Source organism: Stenotrophomonas sp. NPDC077461, from assembly GCF_049545475.1.
GTDB lineage: Bacteria > Pseudomonadota > Gammaproteobacteria > Xanthomonadales > Xanthomonadaceae > Stenotrophomonas > Stenotrophomonas nematodicola.
In genome coordinates this window covers 91,941-115,409 of sequence record NZ_JBMWDO010000011.1, presented here as the reverse complement: position 1 = coordinate 115,409, position 23,469 = coordinate 91,941, and the positions used below count along the sequence as shown (strand labels likewise).

Here is a 23,469-nt window from a genome sequence, read left to right as displayed (position 1 = left end):
GGTCAGCCGTTGTCGCGCAGGAAGCGGGCCATCGACGACACGCCCGGCACCAGCGGTTCGAACTCGCCGGCCACATCGATGAAGCCACGCATCACCGCGATTTCGCGCGGGCTGCGGTTGAGCGCGTCGCGCACGTCCGGATCGGCACCTGCACGCAGCAACCGCTGCACGAGCAATGGCAGGCCATGCAGCGCGGCCAGGTGCAGCGGGCCAAATCCACGCGGATCGCGCACGTCCAGCGAGACGTCCTCATCGAGCAGGCGCTCGACGGCAGCCAGTACCACCTGCTCGTCGCAGGCAGTACCCGGTTCGGCGCGGGCGCCGAGCAACAGCAGCAGCGGCGTCACCGAGCCGGCCGCGGCCTGGTCCGGTTCGGCACCGGCCAGCAGCAGCGTATCCAGCAGCGCCAGCAGGCGCGAACGGTCGCGCGCACTGAAGCCGTACAGGGCCGCGCAATGCAGCGGCCCGAGTTGCTGGGCATCACCGGCATGCACGTTGGCACCGGCCGTGAGCAGCCGCGCAACGATATCCGGCAGGCCCAGCGCCGAGGCCAGCATCAGCACGGTCACTCCGCCCGGCAGGCGGTATTCCAGTTCGGCCCCGGCATCGAGCAGCGCCGAGACGATTTCGATCTGACGCATGCTGACCGCCGCCGACAACGGCGTCGCACCGCTCGCGGCTGCGTGCTGCGGATTGGCGCCACGGGCCAGCAGCAGGTCGACCACCGCCAGGTGGCCACCGCCGGACGCGCGCAGCAGCGCGGTGCAGCCCTGCGCGTCAACCGCGTCCACGGCGAAGCCCAGGTCGATCAGGCGGCGAACGGCATCGGCATCGCCGGCCATCGCCGCTGCGGGCAGATCACCATCGCGCAGCGCGCGGCGCGGCAGCGGCCACACGCGCCAGTCCAGCCAGTCGGCCAGATCGCGGCGACCGATGGACAAGGCCACACCGAGCGGCGTCTGGCCGTCGGCGGCCCGCGCTTCCGGCGAGGCGCCCTGCTGCACCAGCAGCTTGATCGACCCTTCGCGGGCCAGCGCGGTCGCCAGGTGCAGGGCGGTCATGCCGTGGCTGTCACGGGCTTCGCGGTCCACGCCCAGTGCCAGCAGCGCCTGCTGCAGCCGCAACCAGCCCAGCCGCACCGCGAGCGACAGCGGCGGGTCACCGGCCGGTGACGCGGCGAAGGGATCGGCACCGCGTTCCAGCAGTTCCAGCGCGAGCTGCTCCAGCCCGCGCGACGCATGGTCATGCTGTGCGCAGGCGCTGAGCAGGCGCGCCAGGCCGCCACGACCGGCCGGCGACAGGCCGTGGCGCAGCAGCACCTGCAACGCCGGCACGGCATCGATGCCGCGTGCGAGCAGCGCGAACATGGGGGTGTCGCCGCAGGCGTCGAGCACCTCCGGGGCGGCGCCGTGCTGGAGCAGCCAATCCACGGCATGCGGGTCCAGTGCCAGCTCGCCATCGTGCAGCAGGGCGCCCAGTTCGTCGGCACCGCACAGGCGCGCCAGCGCCGGCATGCCCTCGACGTTGCCGAAACCGAGCGCTTCGCGCAGCAGATCCAGCGGGGGGCGGTCCGGCAGTGCGTTCGCGGTGGGATCGGCATCGCCGCCGCTGGTCAGGCCATCGCTGACCGCAGCCGGGAGGGGATAGGACGGATCCAGCAACGACACGATCGCCCAGCGGCCGGCACCCGCAGCGATGTCGACCGCGCGCCGGCCCTGCGGATCGGCCGCGTCGGCCGGAATGCCGAGGTCCAGCAGGCGGCGGACCAGCAGCGGCGACACGGTGTCGGCCATGCAGGCCAGCAGCACCGCATTGCGGCCTTCGCCGTCCACGGCGTTGAGGTCGGGATGGTGCGGCAGCAGGTGTTCGACCACGGCGGCACGGCCGCCACGGGCGGCCTCCAGCCACGGCGTCCGCGCAAGGGCGTCGCGCGCTTCCAGGTTCGCGCCGGCGGCGAGCAGCACATCGATGATGTCCACGTGGCCGGCCAGTGCCGCTTCGTGCAGCGCGCTGCGCCGCTGGCGGTCACGCGCGTCGGCCCGGGCCTTGTGCTTGAGCAGCAGCTGCACACCGGCCGGATCGTCTTCCTCGGTGCCGGCTGCCGCCAGCAGAACGGGGGTGCCGTCGGCCGGTTCGGTCTTGGCACCACGCTCCAGCAGGAAGCGCGCCAGCCGCCAGTTGCCGACCTGGCAGGCCACCGCGAGCGGGGACCAGCCATCCAGATTGAGCGCATCCACCTCGGCGGCCGCGTCGCGCAGCAGCGCGGCCACGCCCGGATCGGAACTGCGTGCAGCGTGGTGAAGGGGGGTATTGCCGTCGCTGTCGGCCGCGCGCGAATCGGCGCCGTTGGCCAGCAGGGTCATCACAGCTTCCGGCCGCCCGTGCCAGCTGTCGCGGGTGGCGGCCAGCAGCGGCGTCATGCCGCGCGGCGAGGCGTTGATGTCCACGCCGCGGGCGATCAGTTCGCGCAGCAGGCGCAGGTCGGGCAGCACCGCCGCCAGCACGGCCAGGCTGCGCTGGTCGCGCCATTGCGGATCGGGCAGGCCGTGGGGGTCCGCGCCGGCCTGCAGCAGTTGCAGGGCGCGATCCACCCGACCGCTGCGCGCGGCCTCATACAGTGCCGGCAGGCGTTCATGTTGTCCGAGCGGTTCCAGCGGACGTGGCGGCTGCGCGCTGTCGGCCAGCAGGTCGGCATCGGTGCGGGCATCCGGCGAGCGCGATACCGCGTCGGACAGGGCGTCGGCGGGCTGCACGGTCTGCAGCAGGAGATGGGCCAGCGGCGACAGCAGCAGCGTGGCCACGGCCAGCGGCCAGCGCAGGCCGTCAGGCACCAGGCCCGGCCAGGCGGGCAGGACGACCAGGGCGCACACCGCCACGACCACGGCCGCCACGCCCAAGCCGCGCCATGCCGTGAGGTCGCGGTTGGCCAAAGTCTGCCAGTGGCGCGCCAGGCTGCCATCGCAGCGTTCGATATCGTTCCACACCGGCCAGGTGCGCCAGACACCGAGCAGGGCGGCACTGACCGCTACGCTCAGCCCCAGCACCGCGCCGAGGCTGCCGCTGTCATGCAGTGCGGCGAGCGGCCAGGCGACCAGCGCGGCGAGCAGCAGCGGACCCGGCAGCCACAGGGCGAGGAGCGCGGGAAGATCGCGGCGCACCAGTATCGGCAGTGCAGGCACGGCGCGCGTGCGGCGCCACCAGGACACGCCGAGGGCGAACGCCGGCTGTGCCAGGGCGGCCGCCAGCGCGCCAGGCACGCCCCCAAGCACCGCCGCCAGCGCCAGCAGGCCGCCGACGGCGATCGCGATGGCAGCGGCGCGGGAGGGCCGAAGGTCAGTCATCGCGGGTCATCGCGGCGCGGTACCCGCACCGGCGCGACCGGCGGGGGCGGCATCTGCAGATGGAAGCCGCGCTCGGCCAGATTCGCGCGCACCTGCGCGGCGTCGGCCAGGGCAAGACGACGGTCGGGAGTAAGGGCAACTTCCAGGACGAACGCGAACGGCGCCAGCGTGGCCTTCAGTGCGTCAGGAACGGCGCTGAAGTCATCGCGGACGGCGAGGTAGACGTAGGTGTCCTGCTTGCGTTGGCTTTTATATACGTAGGCTTGCATGCCCGCGGGGCTTTGCCCTGGGAGTGAGTGGGATGATTGTGGATGAAACCGCGCAAGGGCGAAAGCTGCGGCGATGCGCCGACGGCGGTTTTCCGGCGCGCGGCAGATTCAGGTTCATCAATGTCGCGGACCCGTTCAGTTCCGGATCGCACCCCGTACCATGCCTGGGCCGGGCGGCGGTGCCGTGAAAGGAGCGCACGCTATCATGCCCGTCTTGGCACTGGCAGCTTTGACACTCTGGAATGAGCAGCGCTCTCGACAACGCATCCCCGCCGGCGCACGCGCTCATTCCGCCCGGCCCCGCGCTGTTCGATGCACGCTATGCGCCGGCTGCCGCCCGCGACGATGCTCTGTCCGATCCGCACACCCTGGTCGTGTTCGGCTTCGGTACCTCGCCGATGCCGGCGGACGACCCCCGCTGGCTGCAGGTACCGCTGGCCGCGCATGGCCCTGCCCGCATCGAGATCTGGCGCAGCGCCGACCCGGTCCAGTACGGCTGCGCCGGTACGATACGCTGGTCGCGCAACGGGACGGTGCAGTTCGGCGTGCTGGAGATCGACGAAGTGGACGGCGATATCGCTGCTGCTGCCGAGCAGGCCTACGCGCGGATGAGCGGCTTTCTGGCGCAGGGGGAGTACCCGCACCTGCTGCGCACGTGGAACTACCTCGACGCCGTAACGGAAGGCGACGGCGATCAGGAGCGCTACCGCCGCTTCTGCGTGGGCCGCGTTCGGGGTCTGCAGACGCTGGACGAAGCCGCTCTGCCCGCCGCCACCTGCATCGGCCGCGTCGACGGCGTGCGCCGGCTGCAGGTGTACTGGCTGTCCGCCCGCGAACCCGGTGTGCCGCTCGAGAATCCCCGCCAGGTCAGTGCGTTCCGCTACCCGCGCCAGTACGGGCCACAGGCGCCGAGCTTCGCGCGGGCCCTGCTGCCGCCGCTGGCGACCGGCCTGCCGCTGCTGCAGTCCGGCACGGCGGCGATCATCGGGCATGCCTCGCAGCACACCGGCGCGCTGGCGGAACAGCTGGCTGAGACGCTGACCAACCTGCAAAGCCTGGTGGATGCCGCACGTGGCCAGCGGCCGGCATTGTCGCCGACGCTGGGCAGCGCCTCGCTGCTGAAGGTCTACGTGCGCAATGCCGGCGACCTGGACGCGGTGGCTGCGCAACTGGCCGCCCTGCCGGCAGCGCCTGCGTTCGTGGTGCTCCACGCCGAGGTGTGCCGGGCCGAACTGCTGGTCGAGATCGAAGGCCTGCACCGGTAGCGCCACGCGCGCGGCGCGGCCACCCGGTCAGTGATAGCCAGCGTCTGCGGTCACCTTGCCGCGGAACACCCGGTACGACCACGCGGTGTAGCCCAGGATCACCGGCAGCAGCACCACCAGCCCGACCAGACTGAAGCCCAGCGAGGACGCCGGCGCGGCCGCCTGCCACAAGGTCATGCTAGGCGGCAGCAGGTACGGCCACATGCCCAGCACCAGTCCGATGAAGCCCAGCACGAACAGCCCCAGCGTCAGCAGGAACGGCGGCAGGTCGCGGCGCGGGTGCATCGCGCTGCGCCACAGCGCCACCGCCACGGCCAGCGTGAGCAGCGGCACGGGCGACAGCCACCAGAAGTTGCCATCGCTGAACCAGCGCGCCATCAGTCGCGAATCCAGGAACGGCAGCCACGCACTGACCAGCCCCATGAACACGATCACCGCCACGACCAGCGGCCGGGTCAGCGTGCGCGCGAAGGCCTGCTCGCGGCCCTCGGTCTTGAGGATCAGCCAGGTGCTGCCCAGCAGCGCGTACCCGAACACCACCGCCGCCCCGGTCAGCATCGAGAACGGGCTGAACCAGCCGAACGCGCCGCCGACATAGCGCCCGTCCACCACCTGCAGGCCCTGCACCAGGGCGCCAAGGATCACCCCTTGGGCGAAGGCCGCCAACAACGAGCCCAGCCCGAAGGCCACGCTCCACAGGCGGCGCGAACGATGCGCCTTGAACCGGAACTCGAACGCCACCCCGCGGAACACCAGCGCCACCACCAGCAGCAGCACCGGCAGGTACAGTGCCGACAGCATCGCCGCGTAGGCCTTGGGGAAGGCGGCCATCAGCCCCGCCCCACCCAGCACCAGCCAGGTCTCGTTGCCGTCCCAGATCGGTGCGGCAGTATTCATCATCACATCGAGCTGTTCCTCGTCCTCGGCCATCGGCGCCAGGATGCCGATGCCCAACACAAAGCCGTCCAGCACCACATACATCAGCACGCCAAAGCCAATCACCGCGAACCACGCGACCGGCAGCCACGTTGTCATCTCCATGTCAGCGCTCCTCCAGCGGTTCGTCGGCGGCCGACAGCGGCCGTGCCGGGGTATGGCTGCCGGCGTCCAGCGCAGGTGCCGGATCATGCGGCTTGGGCCCGGTGCGGATGATCTTGACCAGATACCAGATGCCCCAGCCGAACACGAAGGCGTAGCCCACCACATAAACCCCCAACGACAGCGCCGTCATCCACAGGCTCTGCGGCCCGACCGCGTCGGCGGTACGCAGCACGCCATACACCACCCAGGGTTGGCGGCCCATCTCGGTCACAAACCATCCCGAGAGCAGCGCGATGAAGCCGCTCGGCAGCATCCAGTTCCAGCCACGGATCAACCAGCGCGACTGCAGCAACCGCCCTCGCCACCACTGGAACGCCGACACCCAGGCCAGCACCAGCATCAACGTGCCCAGCCCGACCATGATCCGGAACGCGAAGAACACCGGCACCACCGGCGGACGCTCGCTGGCCGGCACCGAGGTGAGCGGGTCAAAGGTGCCGTCCATCGAGTGGGTGAGAATCAGGCTGCCCAGGCGCGGAATGGCGATCTCGTAATCGTTGCGCTCCGCCTTTTCATTGGGCAGGGCGAACACCACCAGCGGCACGCCCTTGCCCTCGCCTTCGGCGTGCCAGTGCGCTTCCATCGCCGCGATCTTCATCGGCTGGTGCTTGAGCGTATTCAGGCCATGCATGTCGCCAACGAATATCTGCACCGGCACGGTCAGCGCGGCAAACGCCACCGCTGCCAGCAGCATGGTGCGGCCGGCCTCCACGTGGGTGCCCTTGCGCAAATACCACGCCCCCACCCCGCCAATCACGAAGCAGGTGGTGATGAACGACCCCAGCGCCATGTGTGCCAGGCGGTACGGGAAGGAGGGGTTGAACACCACCTGCCACCAGTCCTGCGGGTGCACGATCCCGTCGATCAGCGCATACCCGGCCGGCGTCTGCAGCCAGCTGTTGGACGACAGGATCCAGAACGTGGAGAACAGCGTGCCCAGCGCCACCATGCAGGTTGAGAAAAAGTGCAGGCGCGGCGACACCCGGCCCCAGCCGAACATCATCACGCCCAGGAAGCTGGCTTCCAGGAAGAAGGCGGTGAGCACCTCATAGGTAAGCAGCGGGCCGATCACGCTGCCGGCCACCTCGCTCAGCCGCGGCCAGTTCGTGCCGAACTGGAAGGCCATCACGATGCCGCTGACCACGCCCATGCCGAAGGACACGGCGAAGATCTTCTGCCAGAAAAAGTACAGCTCGCGCCACACCGGGTTGCGGGTGCGCAGCCAACGCCATTCCACGAACGCCAGCCAACTGGCCGTACCGATGGTGAAGGCCGGGAACAGCACATGGAAACTGATGACGAACCCGAACTGGATCCGCGACAACAACAACGCGTCCACCTGACGCCTCCGCCTGCACTCTGGAATCCGCACCATTCTGGGCCGGTATTCGTTAAAGGCACATGCGACCCGGTGACGCGCTGCTTCACTTTGTCGCAGGTGGAGGCGGGTTCAGGATGGGTGACCCGTTCAGGGTGAGGGGTCGGCAAGCTTGATGACCGATGCCCGTAGCTTCCTGGCAATCTCCGGTCCGTAGTCTTCGGCCACCGTAAGGGCTGGGACCGGCGCGCCGGGCAGGCCCGCGCGGCGAATGATGCGCGGCCACCAGGTGGGCCAGCACAGCAGCAGCGAGATCCAATGGCAGAGGCTGTGCAACAGCAGCAACGGGGACAGGAGCAAGGCCAAGGTCAGCACAAGGCCCTTGTCACCGGTACGCCAAGAGGGGAGGAGGAAGCTCAAGGTGGAGCGCACGGAATCCCAGGGCCAGGGGAATGTGGCACGCAAGCGCTTGGGCTGCGGCACGGCATCGGGGCCTTCCTCCATGTAGCGGCGGATGTATTCACCGAGCGCCTCGGCGCTGCCTTGATCGTCAAGCAGGCCACCCAGCATGCAGATCTCGTCGAACCCGACGCCGGTGCGTTCCCCGGACCACCCCATGATCAGGGTTCCATCGCCGGTGCGGGAGCCTGGCTCGCCGCCTGTCATCTCCATGACCGTGGCATCCCACGGGAGCGTTACCGTTCCACCTGCGCAGGCAGGTCTGTTGATGTGTACCTGACGCGTGACGCGGTTGAAGCGAACGATGATCCGTCGCTGTACAAACAGCTCCAATCGCACCCAGCGCCAGCAGAACCTGAAGAAGACAATGTTCGCCGCCGCCCACATCAACGTGATGATGGGCGTTGTTACGTAGTTTTCGGGGGCCAGCGGTCTGCCCAGATAGCCGATTCCGGATATCATTTTTTCTGCGCCGGGAACTATCATTCCCAGAAGAAACTGGCCCTGCAGCACGTACATGAGGCCCAGGAATACGAAAGTCACGACGCCTCTCCTGTCTTCCTGCCATGCGCCCTGAACATCCATGAAGCGTTTGTTCACGGCGAACACCGCGGACTCGTCGCCCGGCTCTCTGTTGATTCGTTGGCGTATCCCAGCACCATCATCAATGGATGCGCCCGACTGCGCACCCTCTCGATCGCTGTCTCCTCCGCCCAGCTTTGCTTTCCAAAAGATCATTTCAATGAGATACATCGGAATCAGCCTCCCCGTTTCGCAAGCTGCACAAGAGCAATGAGTTCATCAGTTTTATCTCGATAGCCTTTCGATAACCGACCTGACCTAAATACGCTTCGGTCGCACCAAGTCTCAAAATCATCTGGACTCATCGCGATGATCAAGAGGCTCACGGCCGCAGCTGCCCAGCCCAGTCGAGCGCCCCACAAGCGGAGCATGAGCATCACCACCTCGTTGGCAAGTAGGCGGGTGGCAATGCGGCTCGATACATCTAGTAGGCTGCGAAATAGTGCGATTCGTGCGCGCTTGAAAGTGACACGAAGGAATGGCGCCGACCCTGCGAAACTGATCGTTGCCCCTACTACAGATGCCGTTCCCCCTATGAATGCTCGAGCGCTGTACGCAATTGACAGGGGGCCACGTTCTGCCTTTTGCTTCTGAAATGCTGAGTCTGCATCCAGCACTGCCCCAACCACGCCAGCAGTCGCAACCAAGAACCCCCCATAAAGCCCCAACCTGCAACCCCACACTTCGCTGTACGAAGCGACTTGGGATGCCGGCTTGAAGTTTCCTTTGATCCAGGTGGATCCTTCTTCCAGGATCACCAGCACACCTCCACTCAAGGTCAATCCCGAGGCGATGAGCTCTGCGCCCTGGCGTGCGGTCGGGGCGTCGCCGAGCAGGTTGCGCCCTTTGATCATGAGATTGAGAGACTCGAAGAGCGTGGCGAGCATCAGCGCCCGCCCTTGATACACGCCACCTTCGCGCCCCTTGGCCATCTCACGATCAAGACCCATACGGACATAGCGGCTGAACTGCCCCCGCCAGTAGGACGTGGTGACGGAGTCCACCGAGCGCGCGTGGAACTCCGCAACCGGGTAGTTCCGGGCGTAGTCTCCCATCCGCAGCTGCAGGGCCCGGATCATGAGATTCATCTGGACCTTGTCCGCTGCTGCAGGCAGTGATGTCTTGTAGAGCACGCGTCCCCATTGGGCGTACCAGCTCATCACCGTGCCGAGCAGGCTGCGCTTGAACCACGCGACCTGTCCGGCATTCTCGCAGGCACGCAGGCACGCAGGCACGCAGGCACGCAGGGCAGCATTGGCCTTGTCGAACATGTCCAGCACCCGGATGACCGCCTCGTTGCCTGTCGCCGCGATGCCCCAGACATCCGTTGCCGACGCATCGGTCTGCGCGGCGTCCAGCGCACCGACCAGCTCTTGGGCCAAGGGCAGGTGGTTCAGGGCGTAGACCCGCCACGCCAGGTTCCCTTCTTCGATTCCCTGGGTTGCAGGGTTGACCACTGCGATCTCCAGTGACACTGCTCGGGGATGATCAGTACCTGAAATAGCTGTCGCCAAGCGCAGGAGGGTCACCAGGCTTTCTTAGCTTCTTGACGTCTGCCCTGAGATTGACCCATTTGACATCGCTCCAGCCAATCGCCGTGAACACGGCCTCGGCCATCCTTGTGTAGGGCGTGAAGCGCCGTCCTACGCTGTAGCCAATACAAAGGAATATTCCGATAGTTGGCAGGGACAGCAGCACCAGAATGGCGAGTTCCCTTACCGAGCTCTCGGCCATCGGTAAGATTGCAATGCAGATCATGACAAAGACAATGAAGACGGCCAGCACACCGACAGAAAGGGAGTATCGAAACACCCTCCACCAGTGTGCATAACGTCCCGCACTCACATGGGGATAGAGGGTGATGATTCGATCTGCTTCGTTCATTACCGCAAGCGCGACGAAGCCCCCGCCAGGAACACGATTGCCAATGGCAGTGAGCTGATCACCCTCTTTGAACGGCCATCTCCATAGCAACCCCTCAACCGGCTGACCTGAAAGCTCGACGCTCACTTTGGCCATCGGCTCCTCCATGTCCTCCACTGAAGACGCCGCCATGTAGGCCGCGGCGCCGCTTAACCCCATGGCGGCGGCAATGACACCCGTAGCGGCCATGCCTTCGCGGTCGCCTGTGCGGCCGAGCGTATTTACCAGTACGACTTCAACCGTTGCGTTACCTGCCTCTCCATGGATAACCTCCAATGAGCCGAGATTTGCCTTATGCATCAGACACGGACTCGGCTTCTGCAGATGACTGAGCCAGATTCATTGCTGATGCCCGCAACTTCTGCGCGATCTCCGGGCCGTAGTCTTCGGCCACGGTGAGTGCAGGGAGTGGCGCCCCGGGCAGGCCGGCGCGGCGGATGATGCGTGGCCACCGGGTGGGCCAGCACAACAGCAATGAAATCCAGTGGCAGAGGCTGTGCAGCAGCAGCAGAGGAGACAGAAGCAGCGCGAAGGTCAGAACGAGACCCTTGTCGCCGGTACGCCAGGACGGGAGCAGGAAGCTCAAGGTGGAACGCACAGAATCCCAAGGCCAGGGAAACGTTGCACGCAAGCGTTTGGGCTGCGGCACGGCATCGGGGCCTTCTTCCATGTAGCGGCGGATGTATTCACCGAGGGCTTCGGCGCTGCCTTTATCCTGAAGGAGGCCGCCGAGCATGCACACCTCATCGAACCCGGCACCGGTGCGATCGCCTTGCCATCCCATGACCAGCGTTCCATCTCCTGTACGAGAGCCTGGATCGCCGCCTGTCATCTCCATGACCGTAGCATCCCACGGGAGAGTGATAATCCCACCTGCGTAGGATGGCCTATTGATGTGCACTTGCCGGGTGACACGGTTGAAGCGAGCGATGATGCGCTGTTGCGTGAAAACTTCAAGTCTGATCCAACGGAGACAATACTTGAATAGAGCAAAATTCGCGCCCGCCCACATTAAGACATGCAACAGGATTGCCACATGGTCGTGCCATGCAATCCGTTCTCCAGTCTCGTCAACGCCCAACACCATGACTTCCATGCCAGGCTTGACCACTTCGAAAAGAAGCTGCGCCTGTAGAACGTACATGACCCCTAGAAAAAGACAGGTAACTACCCCCCTTCTATCTTCCTGCCAAGCGCCCTGCACATCCATGAGCCGATCAGATACTGAGAATATCGCGTACTCGTCAGCTGGTTCACGTTGAATTCTGCTCTCCACACCAATGCACGCCTGCTGGATGGGAGAGCTATCGAGTTCTTCCGTAGCCCGAGGGGCGCTTGTTTTTGCTTTCCAGAACAGCATCTCCAACAGATACATATGACTCAGTCACCTCGATTCAGAAGTTGCACGATTGCGACCAGCTCTTCTTCCCGATCTCGGTACCCCTTTGATGAAGCGTCCTTCCGAAAGATGCTTTTCTCACACCATTGTTCAAACTCATCCGGACTCAGGAGAGTGATCATGACCGTGGCAGCTACACCAGCCCAACCTAACCGAGCACCCCAAACTCGGAGCATCACCATTAGATCTTTGTTTGCCAACAGAGATGCCGCCAATCCACCCGTGCCCCTGATCAGTCCTCGAATGAAGTTGCTGCCTGTTCGCTTGTAGAGGGTGCGTATGAATGGAGCTGAGCCAGCGAAACTGATGGTTGCGCCAATCCCTACAACTGCCCCTGCAACGAAGGCTCTGGCTCCGTACGCAGTGGCCAGCCACCGCCTTCTGCGTCGAGAGCTCTCAGCCATCGCGCTCACGTCCAGCACTGCGCTGATCACACCGGCGATACCAACCAGAAAACCCCCATAAAGGCCCAACCGCCCGCCCCATACCCCGCTATACGAAGCGACTTGGGATCCCGCCTTGAAGTTCCCTTTGATCCAGGTAGACCCTTCTTCAAGGATTGCCAGCACGCCCCCACTCAGGGTCAATCCAGAGGCGATGAGCTCCGCGCCCTGGCGTGCTGTTGGGGCGTCGCCGAGCAGGTTGCGCCCTTTGATCATGAGATTGAGAGACTCGAAGAGCGTGGCGAGCATCAGCGCCCGTCCTTGATACACGCCACCTTCGCGCCCCTTGGCCATCTCACGATCAAGGCCCACACGGACAAAGCGGCTGAACTGCCCACGCCAGTAGGACGTTTTGACGGTGTCCGCCGAGCGGGCATGGAACTCCGCAACCGGGTAGTTCCGGGCGTAGTCTCCCATCCGCAGCTGCAGGGCGCGGGTCATGAGATTCATCTGGAACTTGTCGGCCGCCGCAGGCAGTGATGTCTTGTACAGCACACGCCCCCATTGGGCGTACCAGCTCATCACCGTGCCGAGCAGGCTGCGTTTGAACCACGCAACCTGTCCGGCATTTTCGCAGGCACGCAGGGCAGCGTTGGCCTTGTCGAACATGTCCAACGCCCGGATGACCGCCTCATTGCCCGCCGCCGCGATGCCCCAGACATCCGTCGCCGACGCATCGGTCTGCGCGGCGTCCAGCGCACCGACCAGCTCTTGGGCCAAGGGCAGGTGGTTCAGGGCGTAGACCCGCCACGCCAGGTTCCCTTCTTCGATTCCTTGGGTTGCAGAGTTGACCACTACGATCTCCAGTGACACTGCTCGGGGATGATCAGTACCTGAAATAGCTGTCGCCAAGCGCAGGAGGGTCACCAGGCTTTCTTAGCTTCTTGACGTCTGCCCTGAGGTTGACCCATTTGACATCGCTCCAGCCAATCGCCGTGAACACTGCCTCGGCCATTCTCGTGTAGGGCGTGAAGCGGCGGCCCAGACTGTGGCCAATCCAAAGAAAAATCGCGATGCTCGGTATCAGTCCAAGCCCCATAACAAGGAGTTGCCTTGCGTCGCTTTCATCCATTGGGAATAGTGCGATGCAGATGGTGATAAGGCCAATGAAGACAGCCAGCACGCCGACAGAAAACGAGTATCTGAACACTCGCCACCAGTGCGCATGACGCCCTGCACTCACATGGGGATAAAGAGTGATGATTCGATCCGCCTCGTTCATTACCGCAAGTGCGACGAAGCCCCCGCCGGGAACACGATTGCCAATGGCTGTGAGCTGATCACCCTCTTTGAACGGCCATCTCCATAGCAACCCCTCAACTGGCTGACCTGAAAGCTCGAAACTCACCTTGGCCACCGGCTCTTCCATCTCTTCCATTGAGGACGCCGCCATGTGGGCAGCCGCGCCGCTCAATCCCATGGCGGCGGCAATGATGCCCGTAGCGGCCATGCCTTCGCGGTCACCTGTGCGGCCGAGCGTGTTTACAAGTACGCCCTCAACTGTCGCATTGCTGGCCTTTCCATGGATAACTTCCAATGAACTCAGATTTGTCTTATGCATCAGATACAGAATCGGCTGCCGCGGATGGCTTGACCAGCTTCATTACCGACGCCCGCAACTTCTGCGCAATCTCCGGTCCGTAGTCTTCGGCCACCGTAAGGGCTGGGACCGGCGCTCCGGGCAGGCCCGCGCGACGGATGATGCGTGGCCACCAGGTGGGCCAGCACAGCAACAGCGAGATCCAATGACAGACGCTGTGCAACAGCAGCAGCGGGGACAGGAGCAAGGCGAAGGACAGCACAAGTCCCTTGTCACCGGTACGCCAAGAGGGGAGGAGGAAGCTCAAGGTGGAACGCACGGAATCCCAGGGCCAGGGGAACGTGGCACGCAGGCGTTTGGGTCGAGGCACGGCGTCGGGGCCTTCCTCCATGTAGCGACGGATGTATTCACCGAGCGCCTCGGCGCTGCCTTGATCGTCAAGCAGGCCACCGAGCATGCAGATCTCGTCGAATCCGGCGCCGGTGCGATCCCCTGACCACCCCATGATCAGCGTTCCATCGCCGGTGCGGGAGCCTGGTTCGCCGCCCGTCATCTCCATGATGGCGTCATCCCATGGGAGAGTGACCGTTCCACCCGCGCAGGCAGGTCTGTTGATGTGTACCTGACGCGTGACGCGGTTGAAGCGAACGATGATCCGTCGCTGTACAAACAGCTCCAATCGCACCCAGCGCCAGCAGAACCTGAAGAAGACGCCGTTCGCCACCGCCCACATCAGAATGAATATGGGTATTCCAACGTAGTGATCCGAAGGAAGCGGCCTTCCAAAGTACCCAATCCCAGAGATCATCTGCTGAACTCCCGGGACGATTACTCCAACTAGAAATTGACCTTGAAGGACGAACATGATGCCGATAAAGACAAAGGTGACGATGCCTCTCTTGTCTTCCTGCCATGCACCCTGAATGTCAATGAAGCGTCTATTCACAGTGAATACTGCGAACTCGTCGCCCGGCTCTCTTTGAATTCGTTGCCCGACGCCTGCACCGCTGCTGAGGGACACAGTCGGCCGCGCGGCCATTTGACCCTCTTCCTTCGCATCCAACTTTGCCAACCAGAAAATCATTTCCATGAGATACATCTTCGTCAGCTCCCTCCTTTCGCTATTCGCACGAGAGCTACAAGTTCGTCCGCTCGATCTTGGTAACCCTTTGAAGACTTGTCTAGCCTGAAAATGCTTTTTTCGCTCCATTTTTCAAACTCATCCGGACTCATCACGATGATTAGTACGCTGGCGGCTGCAGCGGCCCAGCTCAGCCGAGCTCCCCATGCACGAAGCATCAGCATGACCATTTCCTTGGCGATTAGCGTGGCAGCAAGGCGACTGGAGATATCGAACAAGGTGCGGAAGAACTTGGTTCTCGACCTTTCTAGCAATGCGCGGAGGAAGGGTGCGGATCCAGCAAAGCTAATCGTTGCCCCTACTACTGCTGCCGTCCCAGATATGACTCCTCTTGCGCCGTATGCAATTGCGAGGTGAACGCGAGCAGACTTCGCGCTCTGCACAACTGCAGCTCCATCCAGCACTGCCCCAACCACGCCAGCAGTCGCAACCAAGAACCCCCCATAAAGTCCCAACCGGCCACCCCACACTTCGCTGTACGCAGCGACTTGGGATCCCGGTTTGAAGTTGCCTTTGATCCAGGTGGATCCTTCTTCCAGGATCACCAACACGCCTCCACTCAGGGTCAATCCCGAGGCGATGAGCTCTGCGCCCTGGCGTGCGGTCGGGACGTCGCCGAGCAGATTGCGCCCCTTGATCATGAGGTTGAGCGATTCGAAGAGCGTGGCGAGCATCAGTGCCCGCCCTTGATACACCCCACCTTCGCGCCCCTTGGCCATCTCACGTTCAACGCCCACGCGGACATAGCGGCTGAACTGCCCCCGCCAGTAGGACGTGGTGACGGAGTCCACCGAGCGGGCGTGGAACTCCGCAACCGGGTAGTTCCGGGCGTAGTCTCCCATCCGCAGTTGCAGGGCCCGGATCATGAGATTCATCTGGACCTTGTCCGCTGCTGCAGGCAGTGATGCCTTGTACAGCACGCGTCCCCATTGGGCGTACCAGCTCATCACCGTGCCGAGCAGGCTGCGCTTGAACCACGCGACCTGTCCGGCGTTCTCGCAGGCACGCAGGGCAGCGTTCGCCTTGTCGAACATGTCCAGCACCCGGATGACCGCCTCGTTGCCTGCCGCCGCGATGCCCCAGACATCCGTCGCCGACGCATCGGTCTGCGCGGCGTCCAGCGCACCGACCAGCTCTTGGGCCAAGGGCAGGTGGTTCAGGGCATAGACCCGCCACGCCAGGTTCCCTTCTTCGATTCCCTGGGTTGCAGGGTTGACCACTGCGATCTCCAGTGACACTGCTCGGGGATGATCAGTACCTGAAATAGCTGTCGCCAAGCGCAGGAGGGTCACCAGGCTTTCTTAGCTTCTTGACGTCTGCCCTGAGATTGACCCATTTGACATCGCTCCAGCCAATCGCCGTGAACACGGCCTCCGCCATTCTGGTGTAGGGCGTGAATCTCCGCCCCAGACTGTAGCCAATCCAACCGAAAAATCCGAAGCCCGTCAGCGATCCCAGCGCAATAACGCGGAGTTGCTTTGCCTCGCTATCACCCATGGGCAATAACGTGATGCAGATGAAGGCAAGGGCGACGAAGATCGCCAGTACGCTGACAGAAAACGAGTATCGAAACACCCGCCACCAGTGCGCATGACGCCCTGCACTCACATGAGGATAGAGAGTGATGATTCGATCCGCCTCGTTCACTACCGCAAGCGCGACGAAGCCGCCCCCAGCAACATGATTGCCAACGACCGTGAGCTGATCGCCTTCCTTGAACGGCCATCTCCATAGCAACCCCTCAACTGGCTGACCTGAAAGCTCGAAACTCACCTTGGCCACCGGCTCTTCCATCTCTTCCATTGAGGACGCCGCCATGTGGGCAGCCGCGCCGCTCAATCCCATAGCGGCGGCAATGACGCCCGTAGCGGCCATGCCTTCGCGGTCACCTGTGCGGCCGAGCGTGTTTACAAGTACGCCCTCAACCGTCGCATTGCTGGCCTTTCCATGGATAACTTCCAATGAACCCAGATTTGTCTTATGCATCAGCAGTACTTGCCTCACTGGACCTGGTGGAAACGCTTCCCATTGCAGCCATGAATGTCTCCTCCTGTTCTTTTGCCGATCTGAACTTCGGACCACTCTCGCCGATCCCGAATAGCCATCCCTCTTTAACCTTCCCAAACGCATTTTCTTCACACCATAGTTCGAGATCGTTCGGACTAAGTGCCCACACAGTTCCTTCAATGGCGGCCATCGCTAATGCCGCCTTCCAGCCACCCAATCTCAGTATCCATACGCCGATTCGCTTCATCGACTGCGACGCGAGAGCAGATTCAGCGCCCTTCGAAGTAGCCGCAGTCAAACCTGCCTTGATCCCGTCTAAAGCGATCGTCACAGCGCTGCTTCCGACGACGCGTTTGATCACAGGCGATGAGTAGGCGAGCGCAGTCAGAAACTGAGCACTGCCAATTGAGCCACCCGCAAGAGCCTTTATGAAAAGCGAAGCCGTCGCTCCATATCGCTGATCTTTGGAAGCCTTGGAGACTTCACCCATGTCATAGACTGCCCCGATGAAGCTGCCAGCCCCACCTGCGAGTCCACCGACAACTTTCATCCGCCCAACACTCCGGCTCGCACTGCCATAAAACTCCTTGCTGACACCTTCAGAAATACTGGTGTGCACGGCAATGAGCGACATGCCTGACGCCAGCAAAGTGGCATAGTCCCGCGCTCTCTTATCAGCCTTCAGCGAGAGGTTGATGAAGTTCACCAACTCCAGAACGCCCGTCAGGGAGTTGAGACGGACAACGTTCCGGCTGCTGTCGGCCGCTGTCTTCCAACGCTGTTGCATCAACCTCGTTCCGTGATGTCGCTCCACATCGCGGAGCGCAAACATCATGGGCGTGCCTTGCGTGATCTTCCGGGAGCGATAATGGTTCACCCGATCGAGGAAGTACCGCTTGACCTCGACGCCGGCACCGGCCTCCTTGGAGATCAGATCCGAGGCCTCTTCGGCACTCATCAACGCCCGGGTGTAGAAGACAAAGCGGACCATTGCATTGCCTGCTTTGTCCTGGATACCCTTCAAGGGGAAACAGTTCAGCATGAAGGCACCTGCTGTGGTGACGAAGCGATCTACACCGCTGTCCCGAAGGATCCTGTCTGCCGCCGTCGTCGGCACCGCCTCCTTCTGCGCCGCCTCGAACTTTCGGTAGTAGTCCAGGTACTTCTTGAGGTGTGAAGTTGCGGACACGAATGTCAACCAGGCGGCGCCCGATGCGTTGAGAGCGAGATCACGATGTGCGTTGGCCTCCGCGAGGGTCTGCTCAAGTTCTTGTCGCGCATCGTCCTGGTTTTGGGCGATGACACGCCATAGGAGGCACTCTCGTCGGGTAACGTGTGTGTTCGCTGACAGCAGGGTCAGAATCCTGCGACCTTCTCTGCTGATGCCAAGCCCCTCGATGGCATTGGTCACAACCTCCTCGAACCTCAGACCACAGCCCGGGGACGTTCCATCAAAGTCCTCAAGCGTGACCAGGAAGAGCTCGTTACGCAACCACGATCCAAGCGCCCTTGTTCTGGGCTCCAGGCAGGACAGCGCAGCGTCCATGAATACCTCGACGTTACCCTTGAACGCCCTGAAGGAAGGCTCATCTATAAGAGGCCAGTACTTCTTGTTCCATTTGTCCCGCGCCTCCTGTTGATACAGTGGGAGCAGCGCTCGGGAGAGATGGTCGGTGAACTGCTTCTTGTCCTCTTCAGAGAGGGCGGGCTCCACTTTCCTACCACCCGTCGTGTATCGCGGTCTCGATCGCCTCTCTTCATATAGCCTCTCAAGTTCAGCGAGGCTTGCCTTGGCGTAGTTGTCAGAAAGTACGGCGCCATTGAGCTCCAGTAGGCTGCATATCTGCTCGATATGGCCCACGGCGTTCAACTCCAATGCTCTTTCCTGCTTGTAGCGCTCGATGTTTCCAATGACGTCGTGGCAGTAGCCGTTGAGCTCGTGGACGACGCCAACGGCATCCCACAGACCAATCAGCATAGGGGCGTAGTTCTTCCGGTTCTCCCCGACGCGACCATTGCTGCTATGGGTACAAAGCAGCTGGTACCGATCCTGAAGGGATTCGGCCGCATTGGCGTCATGCCAACGGGTGCGTCGCGACCACGGATAGCGGGTTGCGTTGGCCCTCAACACCTCCCCGAAGAATGTCCCGTCGGATCGACTGATCGCGCGGGGAGCGGCAAAGTGTGGAAGCTCGGCGGGCTCTTTCGCCGGGTCCTTCGTTTGCCTGTACTCCATGATGCTCGACAGAAGCGATGCGTCATTGATGGGGGCGTAGTCCGCGGTCGACGCAGGTGATTGAATCCACGTTGCCGGCGTGATCGGCTGCATCCGCTCTGCCCGCAGCTCCTCGTCCGTTGCATATCGATCCAGCGTGGCAGGGGTCCATACGTGCTGGGAGAATGCAAGCCAGACCGTGCCACACAGATGGGGGCGCTGGATGGTGATGAACTCGGTACGCATGGGGTCGTGCGCGTTTCGGCTGCAGGCCGGCAGGCCGGCGCCTTCCACGGCGCGGGCAGTGAATGCGGACGGCTGGCGCCAGAGCGTCCCGTTCTCGGCTACCGAGTAGGCCTCCCAATGCCTCGGGCCGTAGGGCCCACCCTGCTCATAGAACAGGTAGAGCATGCCTTGTCGCAATGTTCTGAGGGCATACTTGTAGCCTGACGCCGCAATCGCCTCGGCGCAGGCACGGCCGCCGCGCAGGATGCCCAGGCCCGCGTCGGGACACGCATCGGGAACGACGGTGTAGCGAACGGGAAGGATGGCCAGGCCGGTGCTGCGGCATATATCGCATGCATCTTTCAGGTCGTCTTCGGCAGGCAGGACGGCTTTGACTGCGGGGAGATCAGACACTTCTGGGCTGGCGCTCTCCCCGTGAGAGCCTTGCTGACTGCTCATCGTTCACCCCAGCCGGTTGACTTGGGGCCATGCAGCCCTGCCTCGAGGGCAACTCGTTGCCAGGTCGACTCGTCAATCTGATAGACCATCTCGTCATAGCGCTTGCCCGCCGCCACAGCGCTGAGCAGCGCCCGCACAACGTCGTGTGCGTGGAATCGTGGCCCCAAGTAAAAGCTCTGCCATGCGAACAAGTCGAGATCCGCCTGTTCTGTCATGCCCTGCCGATGCGCAGTGGCGACCGCGTCGAGCGCCAGGTCGAACGCTTCAGGTAGAACATCGATGGCGTCCAAGCGTGCTCGAATCCATGCCTGGTTCACTGCGCCGATGCAACGGATGCAGCTCCAGTTGACGTTTCGACAACCGACGGGCGCTTCAGCGTCTGGTGTATGCACCGACAATCGCTTCCATCTGTCGATGAAGGCCCAATGGGTGATGCAATCGAAGTAATGTGCCCGGTTAGCCGGCGTGCACGCCTGCAGGAACAGATCCGTGACCATGGGATCGTAGTAGCGGAGCCATCGTCTCCCGGCGTACGCGGATGCACACGGAGATATCAGGCGTTCTGCGATGTTGTCTGAGAGTTGCTCGGCCGTTGCCGACGTCCATATCCACGCGCAGGTGCGTTGTACGACACCCCGCCTGAGTGCGCTCGTCGCCTTGTCTGCAAGGGCCATTGAAACTGCCAGGGAAGACAGCGTTGCCGGCATACCTTCATTCATGCGTATGCGGAGCAGGTAGGGCGAGAACCCTGGCGGTAGCGCGGGATGCCGTACGGGCATCGAGCAGATCTGGATTTGTTCTGCGAGGTCATTGAAGCGCGTGTCCGCCTCTGTTTCCTGGTGTCCGTTCTGCATCAACAGATAGCAGTTCCCCCCAGCACGATCATTGAGAGCGACCAGCTGCTCGCAGAGTGCGTTATCCAACATCGGCCGTACCCTCATAGCGTGATTGCGCAGACATCAGGTGCGGCTCGCATCCTTTGTGCGTCGCGCTCTTCAACGCGGCCGTGTCAGACATCAGCTGCGGATCCGTCCACTCCCGCAGCACCCCTTTCAAATCCACCGTGCCCGGCGCGCCCAGCTCGATGTTGTCGCCCTCGATGCGCAGGTACGCACCGGCGGCAGTGGCCAGCACGTGCTTGGCCGGTGCCGACACCCGCACGTCCGCTTCGGTGCTGGCGATCTTGACTGCGGTCTTGGCCGCCAGCTGCGCCAGATTCTTGTGCGCGCGTGCGCTGACCTTGCCCTGCGCGGCGTGCAGCGCGATGCCGCGTTCGGTGTTGGGGCTGTCCGCCTTGGCCTCGTTGCCGGCGGTGTAGAGCACCAGCCCGCCGGACACCGCCAGGGTGAGCGAGCCCTGGCTCAGCCAGTTCAGCGCCACGCCTGAGGCCAGCGTGGTCTGCGTGCCGCTGACCCACACCTGGTCGGCCGGCGTCAGGCTCATCACCCCGGCCACGCCGCTGCCCATCAGCGTCGGCGCATCCCAACCCGGCGCTTCGCCGTCACCGCCCTGGATGCTGCCGGCCGGGCCACCGCTCTGGATGCCGCCCAGCTTTTCCTGCAACTGCAGCAGCGCCTGGTGCGCCGGCAGCTCGCTCGGTTCCTGCGGCAGCATCGCCTGCTGGTTGTGGGCCGATTCGTTGAGCGTGGCCACCAGCTCGGTGCTTTCCTGCAGCTGCGCCATCGCCTGATTGGCCGCCAGCTGCGGTTCGCCGCCTTCGGTGCTGAGCAGCAGGCCCTTGCCCGCGCGCAGCGCGCCGAACGCCTGGCTGGACAGCTCGGCGCCGAAGCCGCGCTCGGCCTCGCGCACGTTGTCCTCACCGCCCTTGAGGTGGCCCAGGGTCAGCGTGGTCGCATGCTGGGTGGTGGACAGCTGCGCGCGGCCCTGCCCGGGGGTGTCGTCCAGGCGCAGCTGCTGGTAGCCGCCCGCGCCGCCCTGGCTGTCGGCCAGCGCCTGGCTCTTGAAGCCGGTGAACACCGCGCCGTGGTCGTTGCCCTCGAACCACGCGGCCGCGTTGCCGGTGGCCTGCGCGCCGCCGCTGGCGACCTGGTTGTGCGAGGCATCGTTCTGGCCGCGGCCGTTGTAGACCGCACCCACCACTACCGGGCGGTCGATGTCGCCCTCCAGGAACGCCACCAGCACTTCCTGGCCGCGCCGCGGCAGCACCACCCCGCCCCAGTTGTCGCCGGCCCACGGGGTCATCACCCGCACCCAGGTCCAGGCACCGCCGTTGGCCGGAGCATTGTCGTCGCCGCCCGGGTGCGCCTGGCCGGTGCTGGACGCACCGCCGCGCTGCCACGGGAACTGCACCTTGATGCGATGGTCGCGGTCGGACTGCAGCGGCTCGCCGTCGCTGACCACGATGGCGCTGAGCGTGCCGGTGATCGACGGGCGCGGATGCAGGCGCACGCCGTGGCCGTCCTCGGTCTGCGGGCGATAGACCACGTCAGCCGGAATCACCACGAAGCGGTTGTCGTAGAAGGTGGAGGTCACCGCCTGCGCGGGTGCGGCGGCGGCCAGCCCGGCCAGTGCGACCGGCAGCGCCAGCGGCGCCTGCGCGACCGGGCCGAGCTGCTGCTCGAGCGCATCGAGGATGTCCGCCTCGAGATTGTTGCGGGCCTGGTGCTGCACCGACAGGCACAGGAAGCTCGTGCCGGCGTCCACACCCGGATGCTGGCCCAACTGGAACTGCGCGCCCGGCACCAGCTGGCGCCAGCTGCCCTGCCCCTCGATGGTGTGCGCGCGCACGCGCAATGCATCCAGATGCTGCTGCGCGCGGCGCTGGCCGCGGGCGCTGTCCTGCCAGCCGTACGGGCCGCTGGTGTCGATGTCCTCGCCGATACCCGACACCTCCGCCGGTACCTCGGCACGCGCGTGGCGCAGGGTGGCGGTGCGGTGATCCCAACTTTGGCGTGACACGGCAGCCGGACACCAGCGCCGTGCCACGCGCCAGTGCCGCACGCTGTCGCTGCGCTCGGTGGCATCGCGGCGGTGGAAGCGCACGGTGCCCAGTCGAGGAACGTCGCCGTGGTGATCGGCCAGCACCAGCGTGTGTGCGCCCAGGCGGGCGTTGCCCGGGTCGCCGGCATGCTCGAACCAGTAGTAGATGCCCTCCTCGGCCAGCAGCCGCTGCAGGAAGCCCAGGTCCGACTCCTGGTACTGCGTGGTCAGGCTGCGCCTGGCGTACTGGCTGCGGTCGGCCAGCGCCCAGCGCCAGGCCGGCACCAGACCGGAATAGTCGGCGAAGATGTCCTCGACGATCTCCACCACGCTGCGGTCATGGAACACGTAGCTGTCCACGCGCTGGGCCAGAAACGCCAGCCACGGCTGCAGGCGCAGCCGATAGCGCGCCAGACCGCCGTTGCTGCCGAGCCGTTCAACGGCGGTGACGTGCCCGTGGAACGCGCGTGGCGCGCCGGTGGTCTGCATCTGCAGCAGCGCAGGGGTGCCGTACAACTGTTCCAGCGGCAGATCGGCCTCCAGCGACAGCACCAGGACGTCCAGCACGAAACCCGCACCATCGACCTGCTCGATGCCGCTGAACGCCTCGACCGCCCCCAGCCGCGCTCCCAACAGCGTGTCCAGCCGCAGGTGGCGCCGCTCCTGCGTGGCGGCCGCCAGTGCCGCCCGCAGCGCGTATATCCCTTCCATGACCGATCCACTCCTTGTTGGCACGGAGGCTCCAGGCCGCCCGATGGCCGGGCGGGAGTACCCCGCACCGTGCGTCACCGCGTGAATTCTGGGCGGAGGCAGCGGAGTGCCACCATAGGAAAAGTTTGAAT

General features: G+C 64.1%; 17 protein-coding genes. 1 reads left to right on the top strand and 16 read right to left on the bottom strand.

Annotation, left to right across the window (positions count from 1 at the left end; translation table 11 throughout):
- Positions 1 to 2: 2 nt before the first annotated feature.
- Both ACPEH8_RS17155 and ACPEH8_RS17150 read right to left on the bottom strand, forming a co-directional pair.
- Positions 3 to 3,341: an ankyrin repeat domain-containing protein gene (locus ACPEH8_RS17155; protein WP_136006083.1), complete on the bottom strand. Its 3,339-nt coding sequence runs from the start codon at positions 3,339 to 3,341 to the stop codon at positions 3 to 5.
- Positions 3,338 to 3,610, bottom strand: coding sequence for a YcgL domain-containing protein (locus ACPEH8_RS17150; RefSeq protein ID WP_136006085.1), 273 nt, complete (start codon positions 3,608 to 3,610; stop codon positions 3,338 to 3,340). Before ACPEH8_RS17150 ends, ACPEH8_RS17155 begins: the two co-directional genes overlap by 4 nt.
- A gap of 242 nt (positions 3,611 to 3,852) precedes the next feature.
- Between ACPEH8_RS17150 and ACPEH8_RS17145 the strand changes: the two genes are divergently transcribed.
- Complete coding sequence (locus ACPEH8_RS17145) at positions 3,853 to 4,875, top strand: hypothetical protein (protein ID WP_017356964.1); 1,023 nt, start codon at positions 3,853 to 3,855, stop codon at positions 4,873 to 4,875.
- Positions 4,876 to 4,902: 27 nt separating this feature from the next.
- Here ACPEH8_RS17145 and cydB read toward each other — a convergent pair whose 3' ends face one another.
- From cydB to ACPEH8_RS17075, 14 genes are all read right to left on the bottom strand, one after another.
- Positions 4,903 to 5,916: a cytochrome d ubiquinol oxidase subunit II gene (gene cydB, locus ACPEH8_RS17140; RefSeq protein ID WP_017356965.1), complete on the bottom strand. Its 1,014-nt coding sequence runs from the start codon at positions 5,914 to 5,916 to the stop codon at positions 4,903 to 4,905.
- 1 nt (position 5,917) lies between these two features.
- The gene (locus ACPEH8_RS17135; RefSeq protein ID WP_153165107.1) at positions 5,918 to 7,315 is read right to left on the bottom strand and encodes a cytochrome ubiquinol oxidase subunit I; all 1,398 of its coding nucleotides are present in this window, start codon (positions 7,313 to 7,315) and stop codon (positions 5,918 to 5,920) included.
- Positions 7,316 to 7,444: 129 nt separating this feature from the next.
- Positions 7,445 to 8,506, bottom strand: a complete 1,062-nt coding sequence (locus tag ACPEH8_RS17130) for a DUF6708 domain-containing protein (RefSeq protein WP_423667625.1) — start codon at positions 8,504 to 8,506, stop codon at positions 7,445 to 7,447.
- Between the two features lie 5 nt (positions 8,507 to 8,511).
- A complete protein-coding gene (locus tag ACPEH8_RS17125) occupies positions 8,512 to 9,864 on the bottom strand; it encodes a hypothetical protein (protein ID WP_423667622.1) in 1,353 nt (450 codons plus the stop codon).
- Positions 9,824 to 10,558 (bottom strand): putative type VI secretion system effector, encoded by a 735-nt coding sequence (locus ACPEH8_RS17120; RefSeq protein ID WP_423667619.1) that lies wholly within the window; start codon positions 10,556 to 10,558, stop codon positions 9,824 to 9,826. Before ACPEH8_RS17120 ends, ACPEH8_RS17125 begins: the two co-directional genes overlap by 41 nt.
- On the bottom strand, positions 10,551 to 11,633 hold the full coding sequence (locus ACPEH8_RS17115) for a DUF6708 domain-containing protein (RefSeq protein ID WP_423667616.1): 1,083 nt from the start codon (positions 11,631 to 11,633) through the stop codon (positions 10,551 to 10,553). Before ACPEH8_RS17115 ends, ACPEH8_RS17120 begins: the two co-directional genes overlap by 8 nt.
- A 5-nt stretch (positions 11,634 to 11,638) precedes the next feature.
- Positions 11,639 to 12,967 (bottom strand): hypothetical protein, encoded by a 1,329-nt coding sequence (locus ACPEH8_RS17110; protein WP_423667613.1) that lies wholly within the window; start codon positions 12,965 to 12,967, stop codon positions 11,639 to 11,641.
- On the bottom strand, positions 12,927 to 13,661 hold the full coding sequence (locus ACPEH8_RS17105) for a putative type VI secretion system effector (RefSeq protein WP_423667610.1): 735 nt from the start codon (positions 13,659 to 13,661) through the stop codon (positions 12,927 to 12,929). Before ACPEH8_RS17105 ends, ACPEH8_RS17110 begins: the two co-directional genes overlap by 41 nt.
- Positions 13,654 to 14,730: a hypothetical protein gene (locus tag ACPEH8_RS17100; protein ID WP_423667607.1), complete on the bottom strand. Its 1,077-nt coding sequence runs from the start codon at positions 14,728 to 14,730 to the stop codon at positions 13,654 to 13,656. Before ACPEH8_RS17100 ends, ACPEH8_RS17105 begins: the two co-directional genes overlap by 8 nt.
- Positions 14,731 to 14,744: 14 nt before the next feature.
- On the bottom strand, positions 14,745 to 16,073 hold the full coding sequence (locus ACPEH8_RS17095; protein WP_423667604.1) for a hypothetical protein: 1,329 nt from the start codon (positions 16,071 to 16,073) through the stop codon (positions 14,745 to 14,747).
- Positions 16,033 to 16,767: a putative type VI secretion system effector gene (locus ACPEH8_RS17090; RefSeq protein ID WP_262072187.1), complete on the bottom strand. Its 735-nt coding sequence runs from the start codon at positions 16,765 to 16,767 to the stop codon at positions 16,033 to 16,035. The genes ACPEH8_RS17095 and ACPEH8_RS17090 overlap by 41 nt, the downstream gene beginning before the upstream one ends.
- Positions 16,760 to 19,687, bottom strand: coding sequence for a T6SS effector BTH_I2691 family protein (locus ACPEH8_RS17085; protein WP_423667601.1), 2,928 nt, complete (start codon positions 19,685 to 19,687; stop codon positions 16,760 to 16,762). Before ACPEH8_RS17085 ends, ACPEH8_RS17090 begins: the two co-directional genes overlap by 8 nt.
- Positions 19,684 to 20,613, bottom strand: coding sequence for a hypothetical protein (locus ACPEH8_RS17080; protein ID WP_262072189.1), 930 nt, complete (start codon positions 20,611 to 20,613; stop codon positions 19,684 to 19,686). The genes ACPEH8_RS17085 and ACPEH8_RS17080 overlap by 4 nt, the downstream gene beginning before the upstream one ends.
- The gene (locus ACPEH8_RS17075) at positions 20,603 to 23,338 is read right to left on the bottom strand and encodes a type VI secretion system Vgr family protein (protein ID WP_423667598.1); all 2,736 of its coding nucleotides are present in this window, start codon (positions 23,336 to 23,338) and stop codon (positions 20,603 to 20,605) included. The genes ACPEH8_RS17080 and ACPEH8_RS17075 overlap by 11 nt, the downstream gene beginning before the upstream one ends.
- Positions 23,339 to 23,469: the final 131 nt, after the last annotated feature.